The organism is Scytonema millei VB511283 (genome assembly GCF_000817735.3).
In the GTDB taxonomy this organism is placed as follows: Bacteria; Cyanobacteriota; Cyanobacteriia; order Cyanobacteriales; family Chroococcidiopsidaceae; genus Chroococcidiopsis; species Chroococcidiopsis millei_B.
Window position 1 is genome coordinate 169097 of record NZ_JTJC03000001.1, and the last position, 13631, is coordinate 182727.

Sequence of the window (13631 nt, forward strand, 5' to 3'; positions counted from 1 at the left end):
TCAGTCACCAGCGACCAGTTAATTCCGCCTCCCGACTTCCCTACGGGCGGGTTTAACAAATAGATTGACAGCAAGGGCTGTAAATTTTGGTGAAAACCCGCCCCTACCGACTCCCGATCTTCTTCAGGGCAACAAAAACATCGTAACGGATACTGCGATCGCTACTGATGGCGGAGGTAACACCGATGGAACGGGTCGCGTCGAAGAATATTTGTTGACCGGAAAACAGCTGCGGCAGGGGCAAGGCTTTGACTGTTGGTTCCACATCAAGAAAAAACTGACCGTTAGTTGCGTTCAGCGCTGAAGGAACTGTCTGTTGAAATTGTGCGGCACTCGCTAAATTGCTTTGAGGCTGAGGAATCAGCCGTTCTGCTACAGGTGCGCCGAGAGCGAAGAAAGCAACATCTCCATCCAGCCAACCGCGCGTCGCCACTGTGCCGTAAGGTGCAATCCAATTTGTCACAGTACGATCTTTGATTTTGGTTTCTTGTACTTGAAATTGATATTTACTCCGCATCACCCGTTCGAGTTGAAATAAAGCTTGTTCGGCTTTATTGCGATTTTTGGTTTGGACTAAAAATACTAAAGAAAGGGCAAAATTATCTGGCGCACCTGCTTTGGGAGCCGCAGGAACCATAGATACGGCAAACTCACCATCCATCCAACTGAGCAAATCTTGGTCTAAGTCCAGTCCTGTAACTGAGGTTACACCTTTACGCAGTTCTTGGGGACGGATAGGTGCTTGGGGATTAGATTGTACTTCTCGGGCGTATTCTTGCCATAGCCGCTGTAAATTGCCGCTTGAGAGCATCATTAATGTTTCTGCCGGTAGGCGGCTTTGCATTTTGCCCGCATTGTTTTCTACAGCGAATACTTGTTGGCTGTCGGGCTTGCGCCAGGAAATACTTTTGAGGCGAATTCCTTCTGATTCCAGATTAATAGTAGCAGCTACACCTTGGTTATTTTGCAACTGAGCTAATCCTTGGGGTGAAAACGAGCGGCTGGGATTTGCAGCAGCAATTCTCGCAGCTACGGGTACGTTGACGTACAGTTGAGCAAAACGCTGCTTGGTAGCAATCTGCTCAAAAGCATTGGTGTAACCTGCTGTTTGCTTTAGGGAAGCAGCCGTACCTTTATAAGTATCGATCGCTCTATCCGTCGCTTGCGGACGATCTGTGACGATTAAATAACGCCCATCTAGGACGGCGGCTGAATAATATTGCGCTTTGGCTGCTTGAGTCTCTCTAATCTCAACGCCTTTATAGTTTCGCTGGCGAGTTTTGCCTTGTGCGGACGGTTTGGGTTGCTCTAAAATCCGCTTTGCTGCAATTCGATCGGCAATGGGCAACACCATCACCAGAGACTGCTGGCGATCGCTATTCGGTGGCAAAGATGAGTTTGATGTCGCTGGTATGGACGGTGGCAGAAAGGCAATACTAACTTCTTTACCAACCCAAGGCTGGATATCGCGCTGGTAGTTGTAACCGTTTGCTGTGAGGAGGCGATCGCCCAACTGGGCTAAATTTGTCTTGAGCTGGGCTTGAATTTGGGGCGTACCGAACTGTTGGAGTTGCTGCCACTGCTGGGTATTTGTAGAAATAGATAGAGCCACCAAAGCATCTTGGGGGATAATATTAGAACCCACAGGCAGGTTTTCTAATTGCCCTTGGCTTTGGAGGAATACCCAGTAAGCAGTTGCTCCCCCACCAATTAATAAGCCAGTAGCTCCCAAAGTTAATAGAAGGGAAGGTTTACGTTTTTTAGGCATGGGATTAATGAAGACAGAGGATGTCTCGGCGAGCGAAGATCTGTAACGATTTTGCCCTCAAAATAGCCTAGAGAAGCACTATTCTAGTTTATTTTTTCTGTGCTTATACTGCCTCTAGGCGATCGCCAAAATCACCAGAAAATAACGAATCTACAAGTTAAGATTTCTTCATGCGTAAAAGTTCGCCATCTAAAAGTAACGCTAGTCATTTGCGGCAAGTCCCATCAACTATATGGATGTTAGGTTTCACTAGCTTATTTGCAGATGTCAGCACGGAGATCGTTCAAAGTGTCTTGCCAGTGTTTCTCGTATCAAGTTTGGGAGTTAATCTCGTCACTGTAGGTTTGATTGATGGGTTAGGTGAAGCCATAGCATCTATTGGCAAGATTTTTTCTGGGGCAATTAGCGATTACATCGGTCATCGTAAGTGGTTAGCTGTGTCAGGTTATGGACTTAGCGCGATCGCCAGACCCATGTATCCACTTGCCAACAGTGTCATCGGAGTTTTGATGGCAAAGTTGTTAGATAAATCGGGCAAAGGCATTCGTGTTGCGCCACGCGATGCCCTTGTTGCAGATTGCGTACTGCCACAAATACGCGGTACAGCCTATGGTTTGCGTCAAGGACTAGATACTATTGGAGCAATAATTGGACCCCTGATTGCTGCTACTGTACTAAATTCAATTTCTGGAAGCTTTCACGTAGTTTTCTGGATATCTTGTATTCCAGCGGCGATCTCTGTATTGGTTCTAGCCTTGGGTGTAAAAGAACCAAATATCAGCCATGCTGGGCAACGACGTAAATTTCCTCTAGGGTTTGCAGAACTCAAACGTCTGGGAATAAGTTTTTGGTCGCTCATGCTTGTCATCGTTATGTTGCTGTTGATGCGCTTTAGCGAGTCCTTCATGCTTTTACGAGGGGAGAATTTAGGTTTATCTGTTGCATCCGTGCCGTTGCTGTTAGCAGCAATGAATCTTGTCGCTGCTTCTGTTTCTTTGCCTTTTGGTCGATTGTCTGACAGAATTGGTCGTCGAGGGCTAATTGCTGCGGGTTTTGGCGTTCTTGTTGTGTCTCACATTGTTTTCATGCTTGCTGTTGCTCCACAAATGGTATTTGTTGGTGCAGCCCTGTGGGGATTGCATCTTGGCATCACGCAAGGTGTGTTGACAGCATTAATTACAGATGTCGTACCTTCTGACCTTCGAGGAACTGCCTTTGGTGCATTTCACCTGATTTCTGGACTGACAATATTACTTGGCAGCCTAATTGCTGGTTGGCTTTGGGATAGTTTTGGAGCGCCAGCCCCATTTGCTCTAGCTGCTTGTTCGGGCGTAATTGGAATCGCTGCATTTCAGTTTTTGCCATCAAGTCAAAGTAGTGGCGCTGTTTGAACATTACACTTTATACAGATAGCTATTTCAGGCATGGTTATTTGTAACTACTAGCAATAAATTACAAACGATTCGGGAAGTTAACTGATTCTATTCACAAACAAACTACTGCCATAACTGAAGCAGTAGTTTTACAGTTTTTAGTCGGAATACCTAGAGGCAAGACTTACCTCTTTAACCAAATCTACCGCTAACGTATTCTTGCGTAGCTTGTTGTTCGGGAGATTGGAAAATGACTTCAGTGGGATTGTATTCTACCAAATAACCCATCTTGCCACCTTTTTCTGTGGCTTGAGCGTTGTAAAAGGCAGTCATGTCTGATACCCGCGATGCTTGTTGCATGTTGTGGGTAACGATAATAATCGTGTATTTCTCTTTCAGTTCCATCAGCAATTCTTCTACCCGTAATGTCGAAATCGGGTCGAGAGCAGAACAGGGTTCGTCCATTAAGATAACTTCTGGTTCAATCGCCAATGCACGGGCAATACACAACCTTTGCTGCTGTCCGCCAGAGAGAGAAAGACCGCTTTGTTTAAGCTTATCTTTGACTTCGTCCCACAACGCAGCTTGACGGATCGCTCGCTCGACTAATTCATCCATATCACCTTGATAGCCGTTAATTCTAGCTCCAAAGGCAATGTTTTCATAAATCGATTTGGGGAAGGGGTTCGGTCTTTGAAATACCATACCAATGCGACGACGCAGTTCTACTGGGTCAACGCGGCGATCGTAAATATCTGCTTCTTGAAATGTTATTCTACCTTCAATGTGCGCCCCTGGAATTAGATCGTTTAACCGATTAAAACATCTCAATACGGTACTTTTACCACACCCAGAAGGTCCGATAAAAGCAGTAATTTTGTTTTTATAGATATTGAGATTGACATCTCGTACTGCTTTAAAATTACCGTAAAAAACAGATAGATTATCAGTTCGTAACACTGTATCGGTTGCCGTGGTTGTGGTATTGAATAGCATATAGATAGATCGTGACAGTTGATATTGCGATCGCAGCATCTAAAACAATTTTAGCTTGCGACTTAGGGGCGGTTTTGCTGGAATCTATTGCGTAAATAAATTGCTGAAGCATTCATAATTAACAGCACGACCATCAATATGATGATGCCAGCAGCAGCATTAGTGTGAAATTGCGTTTGAGGGCGAGAAACCCAGTCAAAAATTTGAATTGGTAGTGCAGTAAAAGAACTTTGCAAGCCGCGTGGAGATAATTCTGGTAGAAAGGCAATATAGCTCACGGCTCCAATGACGATCAGGGGTGCTGTTTCGCCAATAGCGCGAGATAGTGCCAGAATTGTTCCGGTTAGGATACCTGGTAAGGCGATCGGAAAAATATGTTCGCGGATCACTTGCCATCTCGTTGCACCCAAAGCAAAACCTGCTTGGCGCAAACTATCTGGGACTGCCCGTAGTGCTTCTCTCGTGGTGATGATGATAATGGGTAAGATCAACAAACTGAGAGTTAAAGCACCGGCAAGAACGCTCCGTCCGTTGGTAATCGGTTGCAGCCACCGGACAAAAATTTGCAATCCCAATAAGCCGTAAATAATGGATGGAACTGCGGCTAGGTTAGCAATATTGATCTCAATTAACCGCGTGAACCAATTATCCTTGGCATATTCTTCCAGGTAAATGCCCGCGCCTACTCCCAAGGGAAAGGCAACTAAAGCCGTAACGATTAACAGCCAAACACTACCGACAAGGGGAGCTAATATTCCCGCAGCAGCAGCACGGCGCGAGGAGAAACTCGTGAGAAACGCCCAATTGATGCGTCCGAGTCCGTCAATCAGGATATCTACCAGTAAAACGGCAAGAATGACTAAGCCAAACAGAGTGGCAATCCAAGCGGCTGTAGAAAAGATTTTGTCAAATTTATAACGCTTGGACAACGACACATTGAATTTGCCCGTCGCACCAAAGCCGCTTTTGTCCATAGGTTGGGGTGCAGGTGTAGTCATTCGTATTTCTCCCGAAAGCGGCGCACGAACCAGTAACTAAAGATATTCAAAGCCAGGGTGATGAGAAACAGAGTCATACCCACAGCAAAAATAGTTTTGTAGGCTAGAGATCCTGCTGGGGTATCGCCTTTACTCACTTGAACGATGTAGGCTGTCATCGTTTGGATTGGTACTAGGGGGTTAATACCAAGGCTGGGGTTTTGTCCGGCGGCGATGGTGACAATCATGGTTTCCCCGATTGCTCGGGAAATTGCCAAGATGAAAGAAGCGACAATTCCAGAAAGGGCAGCTGGTAGGACTACAGAAACAATGGTTTCCCGTTTGGTGGCTCCCAAAGCATAAGCGCCATCGCGTAAACTTCGAGGCACGGCATAGATCGCATCTTCACTTAAAGAAGCCACGAGGGGAATAATCGACACACCAAGTACCAGTCCAGCACTCAAGGCGTTGAACCCTTGTAAGCCAGGAATGAGTTTTTGCAGAAATGGCGTGACTGTCAGCAGGGCAAAGTAACCGAAGACGACAGTGGGAACCCCTGCCAAAATTTCCAGTGCTGGTTTGAGCCAGCGGCGCATTCTCGCAGGAGCATATTCGCTCAAGCAGATAGCAGCTAATAAGCCTATCGGTAAGGCAACGGCGATCGCGATCGCAGAAGTTAGTAAAGTAGCGCTAATCAGTACCATGATGCCAAATTGCTTGTTGGCAAACAATGGTGTCCAAGCGCGATCGGTTAAAAATCGCCAAATCGGTACTTCGCTGAAAAACGATACAGTTTCAAAAATTAGCGTTAAGACAATGCCGATTGTAGTAGCAACTGAGACAAAAGCAAACGTGGCAAATATGCCTTTTACTAATGCTTCTACTCGTTTACTTGCTGCCCGCTTTGGTCGCCATAGGCTCGACCCGTCAGGCGTTGACGTGGCAGACATACAGGAAATACCTCATTATCAGTTATCAGTTGTCAGTTATCAGTTGTCAGCGAGCAAGGCGAGAGGCAAGAGGTCAGTTAGTTCTAGCTTCCGATTCTGACTTCTGACTTCTCCCTTGTCTCACTTATTCAGGAGTCGCGATCGCGGTTATCATTTCTCTTGTTTGAGTAGGTCTGCAAGGGTAACACCTGTCTGCGAGCCTTTGCCCTCAAAAACCGAGCCTACCTTACCTTCTTTAAAGCGTGCTTGTACTTGACCAACCAAATCGTTTGGTAGCGGTACGTATCCGACTTCTGATATGAGTTCTTGATTTTCTGGTGCGAAGTGGAAATTAACAAATGCTTGGACTTCTGGACGGGTTGCCGCAGATTTTTTCACGTAAATAAATTCTGGGCGAGATAGCGGCTGATAAGTCCCGTTACCGATTGTTTCTGCACTTGGCTGAATGCAACCTTTGCCATTATCAATACCCACTAGTGCCAACTTGTCTTTGTTGTTTTCGTAGTAAGCATAACCAAAGAAGCCAAGTCCACCAGGATCGGCACTCACACCTTGTACTAGGGTATTGTCATCCTCAGATGCAGTGTAGTCTCCTCGACTCTCACCTTCTTTGCCCACAACAGCGTTGGTAAAGAAATCGTAAGTACCGGAATCAGTTCCAGGACCATAGAGTCCTAGTTTTTGGTTGGGGAAGTCAGGGCGAATTTGATTCCAAGTTGCGACTTTACCTTGAGCTGCTGGTTCCCACATTTTTTTCAGCTCGGCGATTGTCAGGCATTGGGCAAACTTGTTTTGCGGATTAACCACAACGGACAGTCCGTCGTAAGCTACTGGCAGTTCGATATACTCAACGTTCCCCTTTTTGCACAGCTCTACTTCTTCTGCCTTAATCGGACGGGAAGCATTGGAAATATCTGTTTCATTGTTGCAGAATTTCTTGAATCCGCCACCAGTACCAGACTGAGCTACCGTGACTTGGACACCAGGATTTGCTTTTTGAAATTCCTCCGCCATTGCTTCGGAGATGGGAAACACGGTACTGGAGCCGTCTACCTTGACTGTCCCAGATAAATTAGAGCCAGTAGTCGTATTTGCTGCTGGACTTGCACCTTCCCCCTGAGGAGAGGCAGGTGCGTTACTTGCAGTCTGGTTGCCACCGCCACAAGCAGTTACTCCCAAGACTAAAACCACAGCCGAAGCAAGGGATGCTACACGAATATTGCGAGAAAGCATACTAGTTGTTATTTCTGGAATCTTTGCACGGATACTCCTAGAGGAGTATAGAGCTTTACTGTAAATATGCTAATACCTGCCAGTTAAGCGAAGGTTAATGGTAACTATAAATATTCCTTTGGGTAGATTATCACCTTTTGTTAGTGCTGAGAAACCAGGTTTGTATCCGAGTTTGTCACTTCTAAATTTGTATCAAATATCGCCATTATCATACCATCGATCGCATGTTGGAACTGCGGAGCGCTGCAATGATGGGAAAGGATAATTGAGATGACAGCTTAATACAACTTTGAGTTCCCCCGATCGCCTAGATGGACGTGATAATATAGCCAGTGCAACGCCAGAAGAATTGCGATCGCGCTGCATTCAGACAAAAGCGTCAACTCACTCTCTATTATTTACTTTTATCGCTAGTGGCTGTTCCTAACCAATTTCTTTGGTCTCTGATTGGTTTACTTCTTACCATTGGTGGCACTTTTGTAGAAGCATACATTACTAGTGCGCCAATAAGTTGGCACGAACGCGGGATACAGACAATCTCTTTAGGTGTCACCTGTCAAATTGGTGCTGTGCTACTCGTGGGTTGTTTGGGTGGCAAAAGTGCAGCAGCATTATCCCAAATTGCTTATTTGTTGCTCGGCTTGGTTTGGTTGCCAATATTTGCTCAAGGTGGCGGTTTTGGCTATTGGCGAGAACTCAATTTTGGATACATACTGGGTTTTATTCCTGGGGCTTGGGTTTGTGGCTCACTGGCGTTTCGGCAAGATGACATGAAACTAGAGAGTCTTGCTGGTAGTTGTCTAGGTGGTTTGTTGATAATTCACCTCTGCGGTTTAGCGTATTTGCTGCCCAGCCAAGTTTTTCACTGGGCAAGCACGCAAGCTCAATCTATAATTCAACCTATACTTCAGTATTCTTTGTATCCTCTCCCAGGACAACTAGCCGTAGTCTGTGCTGTTGCTGTGATTGCTTATGGCTGGAGACTGATAATGTTTTATTAGTCATTTGTCAGTGACTAGTGACTGGTGACTAGTGACTAGACTGGAACAAGAGTCTAGCCACCAACCTCTAGCCGCTAGTCACTTATCAATTACCAATGACTAAATCATGAAAAATCGCCGTTTCTGGATGGCAGCGATCGCCAGTTTTATCTTAGACCAGCTAACTAAATTCTGGGTGGTGCAAAATTTTGACTTGGGCGAAACTTATCCAATTTGGTCTAACGTGTTTCATTTCACCTATGTGACCAACACTGGTGCTGCCTTCAGTTTGTTTGCTGGCGAAGTGGGGTGGTTGCGCTGGCTATCTCTGATAGTGAGTTTGCTGTTAATTGCATGGGCTTATTTTGGTCCGCCCATGAAACCTTTGGAACAATGGGGCTATGGTTTCATTTTGGGAGGAGCGTTAGGTAACGGGATCGATCGCTTTTTTGCGGGTTATGTGGTCGATTTCTTAGATTTTCGGTTAATTGGATTTCCTGTTTTTAACCTGGCAGATGTGTCGATCAATTTGGGCATTGTCTGCATCCTAATTGCAAGTTTGCCAAGAGTCTCTACTCTTAAGAGATTGCGATAAACAAAAAAAATGTAGAGACATTACATGTAATGTCTCTACATACTAAATATCAAAGCATTAAGATTGCTAACAAATGCCTGCTTTTACCAACTCAAACTAGGGAGTTGTAGGAGCTGGCTCAGTTCCAGGGGTGGTAGGCATAGATCCATCGGGAGCCGGCGCAGTTCCAGGGTCGCCGCTAGGCATGGTACCATCAGGAGCTGGCGCAGTCTCGGGGGTGGTGGGAATAGTACCATCAGGAGCTGGCGCAGTCTCGGGGGTGGTGGGCATAGTACCATCGGGGGCTGGCGCAGTCTCGGGAGTAGTAGCATCGGGAGCTGGCGCGGTCTCGGGAGTAGTAGCGTCTGGAGCTGGCGCAGTCTCGGGAGTAGTAGCATCGGGAGCTGGCGCGGTCTCGGGAGTAGTAGCATCGGGAGCTGCTTCAGTACCAGTAGGCGCACCACCAGTTAAAGGCTGACCACCAGGACAACGAGAATTCAACGGAAACTTTTCGCAGAGGATTTTCTTCCCTTCTTCCGAAAGCTTAATCTCTGGGGGTTCTTTAGCGGCTTCTTGAGCGAATGCGACGTGGCTCGATAGAGTTAGTGCAAATGCCGCACCTAATAGTGATAAAAACTTGATCTTCATCCCACTCACACCTCAGATTAAATATTTCTGATTAAGTCAAAAACAAATTTCGTTAAATGGTACCATATTCTCTATGAAAAGTCAAGATATATAATAAATTTTCAAAGGAAATCGACTCAATCAAAACTTGTTTGCCAAGCAAACGCCATTATCTAATATCTAGAAGATATATTGAGAAGCACTGTAAATGCGATAAAGTTAAGTCTGCGTAGAAGGTCAGAGAATTTTTATCGGCTAAGTAGAATGGTAGCAGAAGCGATCGCGATCGTAATCCGTAGCTGTCGTTTGTTATTGCCAATGACAAATGACAAATGACAAATGACAAACGACTGTAAAACATGACCCCTCCCCAGCCACCGCGAAAACCGCAAACATTGCTCAGTCGGGCAACTCAGGTAGTCAAAACGCTTCAAGCTAAAGTGCAGATTCCAGGGCTTGCCCTGAAGCCAAACGCCAGAGTTGCCGAATTGTGGATACAGGATGCGGGGACAGACAAAGCAGAGACCTATCCTCTACTAGGCGATCGCTACTCGATCGGACGCAGTGCTAAATCTTGCGATATCGTCGTGCGCAACCCTGTTGTCAGCCAAATTCATCTGTCATTAGCTAGAGATACTAGCAAGAGGCAATCGCCCTTCGTCCTGCGGGATGAAAATTCTACGAATGGCATTTACTGGGGTAAGCGCCGCGTTGCCGCGATCGAACTTCATCACGGTGACGTTTTCACTCTCGGTCCTCCAGAACTTGCCGCTGCCGTGCGGATAAAATTCCATAATCCTCCACCTCAGTACGTCCGCACGCTGCAATGGGTGGCATGTGGGATTGGTGGCGTGACGGCATTGCTGGCGCTCATTGTAGGGTACGAGTGGACGAAGTTTTCTGTCACTCCTTTACCTGCTGCAACTGGGGGTCCAACGATCGTTTTTGCCCGCGATGGAGAAACAATGCTGCGTCAACCTCGCAGTACAGCACATACAGATCTGCAAAACTTGCAAGACTTTTCAACTTATTTGCCCAAAGCCGTCATCGCTTCCGAAGATAGCCGTTATTACTGGCATTTTGGCGTTGACCCCATTGGCATTTTACGCGCTACGGTTGTCAATGTCGGTAGTCGAGAATTCGAGCAAGGGGCGAGTACTGTCACTCAACAGGTAGCGCGGAGTATATTTCGCAGCTACGTCGGCGCAGAGGACTCGTTAGGACGAAAGTTACGCGAGGCAGTGGTAGCGCTGAAGTTGGAAACGTTTTACAGCAAAGATTTTATTCTACTGATGTATCTCAACCGCGTTTTTCTGGGAGCAGATACATACGGCTTTGAAGATGCAGCACGATTCTATTTTGATAAATCAGCCAAGGAACTCAATCTTTCGGAAGCTGCGACTTTAGTGGGAATTTTACCCTCTCCCAACGGATTCAATTTTTGTGGTGACGTGCGCAGCAATCAAAAAGCAATTGAATACCGCAACCGCGTTATCAGTCGGATGTTGGCGCAAGGAATGGTGACGACAGAAGAAGCAAATCGGGCGCGGCGATCGCAAATTGAAGTGAGTTCTCGCGTCTGTGAAGCCCAAGCCAAAACGATCGCGCCATACTTTTACAACGCTGTCTTTCAAGAACTGCAAGCAATTTTGGGTAAAGAGTTAGCAGCAGAGGGTAATTACATTGTCGAAACCCAGCTCGATCTAGATATGCAAGCCAAAGCAGAAGAAGCTTTGCGCAACTCGGTACGGCAAGCTGGAGCCAGTATCGGCTATTCCCAAGGGGCAGTTGTCACCCTCGATGCTAGTACGGGTGCAGTACTGGCAATGGTAGGAGGCACTGATTACAAAACCAGCCAATTTAACCGCGTAACTCAAGCTCAACGCCAACCCGGTTCGGCTTTTAAACTATTTACTTATGCGGCGGCGATCGAAAAAGGAATTTCCCCAGAAAAATCTTATTCTTGTGCGCCTGTATCTTGGCAAGGACAGCGATTTCGCGGCTGTATTCGCGGCAGCGATGAGTTAGATGTAGCGACGGGGTTAGCCCTATCGGAAAACCCGATTGCCTTGCGAGTTGCTCAAGATGTCGGGCTAGATAGCATCATGCGCATGGCGCAAAGATTGGGAATTCAGTCACCCTTGCAACCAGTCCCAGGCTTAGTTTTAGGGCAAAGTGAAACGAGTTTACTCGAAATGACTGGAGCATATGGGGCGATCGCCAATGATGGCGTGTGGAACCGTCCCCATCTGATTATGAGAATACTGGATAGTAGCGACTGCGACGATCGCCAAGACTTGAAAACCTGTCGCGAGATTTACGCTTACAATCGCACCCAAACCACAAATCGGCGGATACTCAGCCCAGGCGTAGCCCAGACGGTAACTTCCATGCTACGCGGAGTCGTAGAACGCGGTACTGGTACAGCAGCAAATATCGGACTGGGTGAGGAAGCAGGTAAAACTGGTACGAGTGGTTTAGCAGCAAGAAATCAGAACTTTGACCTTTGGTTTATTGGGTTTCTTACCAGAGAAAAACTCGTTACAGGGGTATGGTTGGGTAACGATAATAATGCTCCTATGTCCGGTTACGGCGTACAAGCGGCGCGTTTGTGGGGCAACTACATGCGGGAAGTGGTGCGGTAATAACGTTCTTGAGGGCGTACATCTGGGGCGTATAGGAATAGGGGCGCACGGCTGTGCGCCCCTACAAACATAATTCTCGGTCAAAAATCTAACTTTCAGCTCTCATGAAGTAGCTAAATAACTGAGAGAATTGTGCTATTGAACGCAAAAAAGGCTGATTAGCCCGATAAGTATGAATCGTCGGCTAAAACTAGAGCGATCGCTTGCTAAGTCGCTACAAGAATACCTCAGAGGTATTACTGGGGGGCTGTTGTTTAGTTTGCCCCTACTGTACACGATGGAAGTTTGGTGGGCTGGCTTTATCGTCCATCCCGTACGCTTGTTAATTTACGTGCTGGCTACTTTTACGCTGCTCTTGGCATACAACCGCTATGCAGGCTTGCGCAGATCTGCTGGTGCGTTAGAAGTCGCAATCGATTCCGTGGAGGAAATGGGTATAGGATTGGTCGTTGCTGCCGTCATGCTGTGGCTGTTAGGACAAATTAATGCCGATATGAATCTGACAGAGATTGGCGGGAAAATCGTTGTAGAAGCTATGACTGTTGCTATTGGCGTATCTGTTGGGACTGCCCAACTCGGCGGAGAAGCCAAGCAAGAAGGCGATACAGGAATGCAGGGAGAAGATTCCCAACCTAGTTCTAGTCCCGTACCTTTTTTGGCAGATGACGAAGGCGACTTTGGGGGACAAATGGCGATCGCCTTATGTGGCTCAGTTTTATTTGCTGCCAACCTTGCCCCTACAGAAGAAATTATCGTGATTGCAATTGAATCGTCAACAGCGAGACTGTTAGGGCTTGCCTTACTCTCAATTTTATTTGCCGTGCTAATCCTGTTTTATAGCGACTTTACTGGTTCCCAGCGTTTTAGCCAAATTAGAGGAATTAAAAATATTTTCTTTGGTGCAGTAGTCACTTATGCGATCGCGTTAGTTGGATCTGCGGCTATTCTCTGGTTTTTCGGACGCTTTGACGATACGACTCTCTTCATTTGTCTAGCTCAAACCGTTGTTTTAGGAGTCGCTGCTACTTTGGGGGCTTCTGCTGGGAGGCTATTGTTGCAATGAAAAAACTAGAAAAAAATTGGTTAGAGTGGATTGTTTTTGTTATTAGTCTCATTCTCGTATTATTTACGCTGGGTTACATAGTTTATGACGGTGCAACTTTAGGTGAAACTCCACCAAATATCGAACTACAACTCGATCGACCTCAACCGCAAGGCGATCGCTTTATCGTTCCCGTCACTGCTACAAATCGCGGTGATGAAACAGCAGAAACCGTACAAATCGAAGTGACGCTTAATAATGATGGTAAAGAAGCCGAAACTGCCGAATTTGAAATTGCTTTTCTTCCCCGTCACTCAACTCGTCGAGGCTGGGTAACATTTCAAACCGATCCTCGAACCGTAGAACAAATTGAAGCACGGGTACTAGGATTTGAAAAACCATGAATATAAGTCGTAAGTCGTAAGTCGTAAGTAACGTTCCCTGATAACTGATAACTGATAACTGA

The 13631-nt window shown here is 46.4% G+C and carries 12 protein-coding genes; 6 read left to right on the forward strand and 6 right to left on the reverse strand.

All coding sequences use genetic code 11. The annotated features are described in order from the left end of the window. Positions 1–103 precede the first annotated feature (103 nt). Complete coding sequence (locus QH73_RS00695; protein ID WP_039714838.1) at positions 104–1768, reverse strand: DUF3352 domain-containing protein; 1665 nt, start codon at positions 1766–1768, stop codon at positions 104–106. Between the two features lie 170 nt (positions 1769–1938). Between QH73_RS00695 and QH73_RS00700 the strand changes: the two genes are divergently transcribed. After that, on the forward strand, positions 1939–3159 hold the full coding sequence (locus QH73_RS00700) for an MFS transporter (protein WP_039714839.1): 1221 nt from the start codon (positions 1939–1941) through the stop codon (positions 3157–3159). Positions 3160–3333: 174 nt separating this feature from the next. On the opposite strand, the gene pstB is transcribed toward QH73_RS00700, so the two are convergent. From pstB to QH73_RS00720, 4 genes are all read right to left on the reverse strand, one after another. After that, on the reverse strand, positions 3334–4137 hold the full coding sequence (gene pstB, locus QH73_RS00705) for a phosphate ABC transporter ATP-binding protein PstB (RefSeq protein ID WP_039717293.1): 804 nt from the start codon (positions 4135–4137) through the stop codon (positions 3334–3336). Between the two features lie 62 nt (positions 4138–4199). Further along, positions 4200–5135: a phosphate ABC transporter permease PstA gene (gene pstA / locus QH73_RS00710; protein ID WP_201277919.1), complete on the reverse strand. Its 936-nt coding sequence runs from the start codon at positions 5133–5135 to the stop codon at positions 4200–4202. After that, positions 5132–6064 carry a phosphate ABC transporter permease subunit PstC gene (pstC, locus tag QH73_RS00715; protein WP_039714841.1) on the reverse strand — a complete coding sequence of 311 codons (933 nt, stop codon included), beginning with the start codon at positions 6062–6064 and terminating at the stop codon, positions 5132–5134. The genes pstA and pstC overlap by 4 nt, the downstream gene beginning before the upstream one ends. Before the next feature lie 150 nt (positions 6065–6214). Beyond that, positions 6215–7297: a PstS family phosphate ABC transporter substrate-binding protein gene (locus tag QH73_RS00720; protein ID WP_039714842.1), complete on the reverse strand. Its 1083-nt coding sequence runs from the start codon at positions 7295–7297 to the stop codon at positions 6215–6217. A gap of 413 nt (positions 7298–7710) precedes the next feature. Here QH73_RS00720 and QH73_RS00725 point away from each other — a divergent pair, with 413 nt between their 5' ends. Together QH73_RS00725 and lspA are read left to right on the forward strand one after the other, a co-directional pair. Next, positions 7711–8298, forward strand: a complete 588-nt coding sequence (locus QH73_RS00725; protein ID WP_039717294.1) for a biotin transporter BioY — start codon at positions 7711–7713, stop codon at positions 8296–8298. A 106-nt stretch (positions 8299–8404) separates the two neighbouring features. Next, on the forward strand, positions 8405–8872 hold the full coding sequence (gene lspA / locus QH73_RS00730) for a signal peptidase II (RefSeq protein WP_039714843.1): 468 nt from the start codon (positions 8405–8407) through the stop codon (positions 8870–8872). A 96-nt stretch (positions 8873–8968) separates the two neighbouring features. Here the strand turns inward: lspA and QH73_RS00735 are convergent, their stop codons facing one another. Then, positions 8969–9499 carry a hypothetical protein gene (locus QH73_RS00735; protein ID WP_039714844.1) on the reverse strand — a complete coding sequence of 177 codons (531 nt, stop codon included), beginning with the start codon at positions 9497–9499 and terminating at the stop codon, positions 8969–8971. Between the two features lie 338 nt (positions 9500–9837). Here QH73_RS00735 and QH73_RS00740 point away from each other — a divergent pair, with 338 nt between their 5' ends. The 3 genes from QH73_RS00740 (at position 9838) to QH73_RS00750 (ending at position 13569) form a co-directional block, all read left to right on the forward strand. Continuing rightward, positions 9838–12123 (forward strand): transglycosylase domain-containing protein, encoded by a 2286-nt coding sequence (locus QH73_RS00740; RefSeq protein ID WP_039714845.1) that lies wholly within the window; start codon positions 9838–9840, stop codon positions 12121–12123. Positions 12124–12295: 172 nt separating this feature from the next. Further along, positions 12296–13186 carry a TIGR02587 family membrane protein gene (locus QH73_RS00745; protein ID WP_039714846.1) on the forward strand — a complete coding sequence of 297 codons (891 nt, stop codon included), beginning with the start codon at positions 12296–12298 and terminating at the stop codon, positions 13184–13186. Then, positions 13183–13569 (forward strand): hypothetical protein, encoded by a 387-nt coding sequence (locus tag QH73_RS00750; RefSeq protein WP_039714847.1) that lies wholly within the window; start codon positions 13183–13185, stop codon positions 13567–13569. The genes QH73_RS00745 and QH73_RS00750 overlap by 4 nt, the downstream gene beginning before the upstream one ends. Positions 13570–13631 lie beyond the last annotated feature (62 nt).

Excerpts from the sequence above, each read along its gene's own strand:
- pstC (WP_039714841.1), bottom strand. The coding sequence starts at position 6,064 with ATGTCTGCCACGTCAACGCCTGACGGGTCGAGCCTATGGCGACCAAAG.
- QH73_RS00740 (WP_039714845.1), top strand. The coding sequence starts at position 9,838 with ATGACCCCTCCCCAGCCACCGCGAAAACCGCAAACATTGCTCAGTCGG.
- QH73_RS00750 (WP_039714847.1), top strand. The coding sequence starts at position 13,183 with ATGAAAAAACTAGAAAAAAATTGGTTAGAGTGGATTGTTTTTGTTATT.
- QH73_RS00700 (WP_039714839.1), top strand. The coding sequence starts at position 1,939 with ATGCGTAAAAGTTCGCCATCTAAAAGTAACGCTAGTCATTTGCGGCAA.
- QH73_RS00735 (WP_039714844.1), bottom strand. The coding sequence starts at position 9,499 with ATGAAGATCAAGTTTTTATCACTATTAGGTGCGGCATTTGCACTAACT.
- pstB (WP_039717293.1), bottom strand. The coding sequence starts at position 4,137 with ATGCTATTCAATACCACAACCACGGCAACCGATACAGTGTTACGAACT.
- QH73_RS00745 (WP_039714846.1), top strand. The coding sequence starts at position 12,296 with ATGAATCGTCGGCTAAAACTAGAGCGATCGCTTGCTAAGTCGCTACAA.
- QH73_RS00695 (WP_039714838.1), bottom strand. The coding sequence starts at position 1,768 with ATGCCTAAAAAACGTAAACCTTCCCTTCTATTAACTTTGGGAGCTACT.
- lspA (WP_039714843.1), top strand. The coding sequence starts at position 8,405 with ATGAAAAATCGCCGTTTCTGGATGGCAGCGATCGCCAGTTTTATCTTA.
- QH73_RS00720 (WP_039714842.1), bottom strand. The coding sequence starts at position 7,297 with ATGCTTTCTCGCAATATTCGTGTAGCATCCCTTGCTTCGGCTGTGGTT.
- pstA (WP_201277919.1), bottom strand. The coding sequence starts at position 5,135 with ATGACTACACCTGCACCCCAACCTATGGACAAAAGCGGCTTTGGTGCG.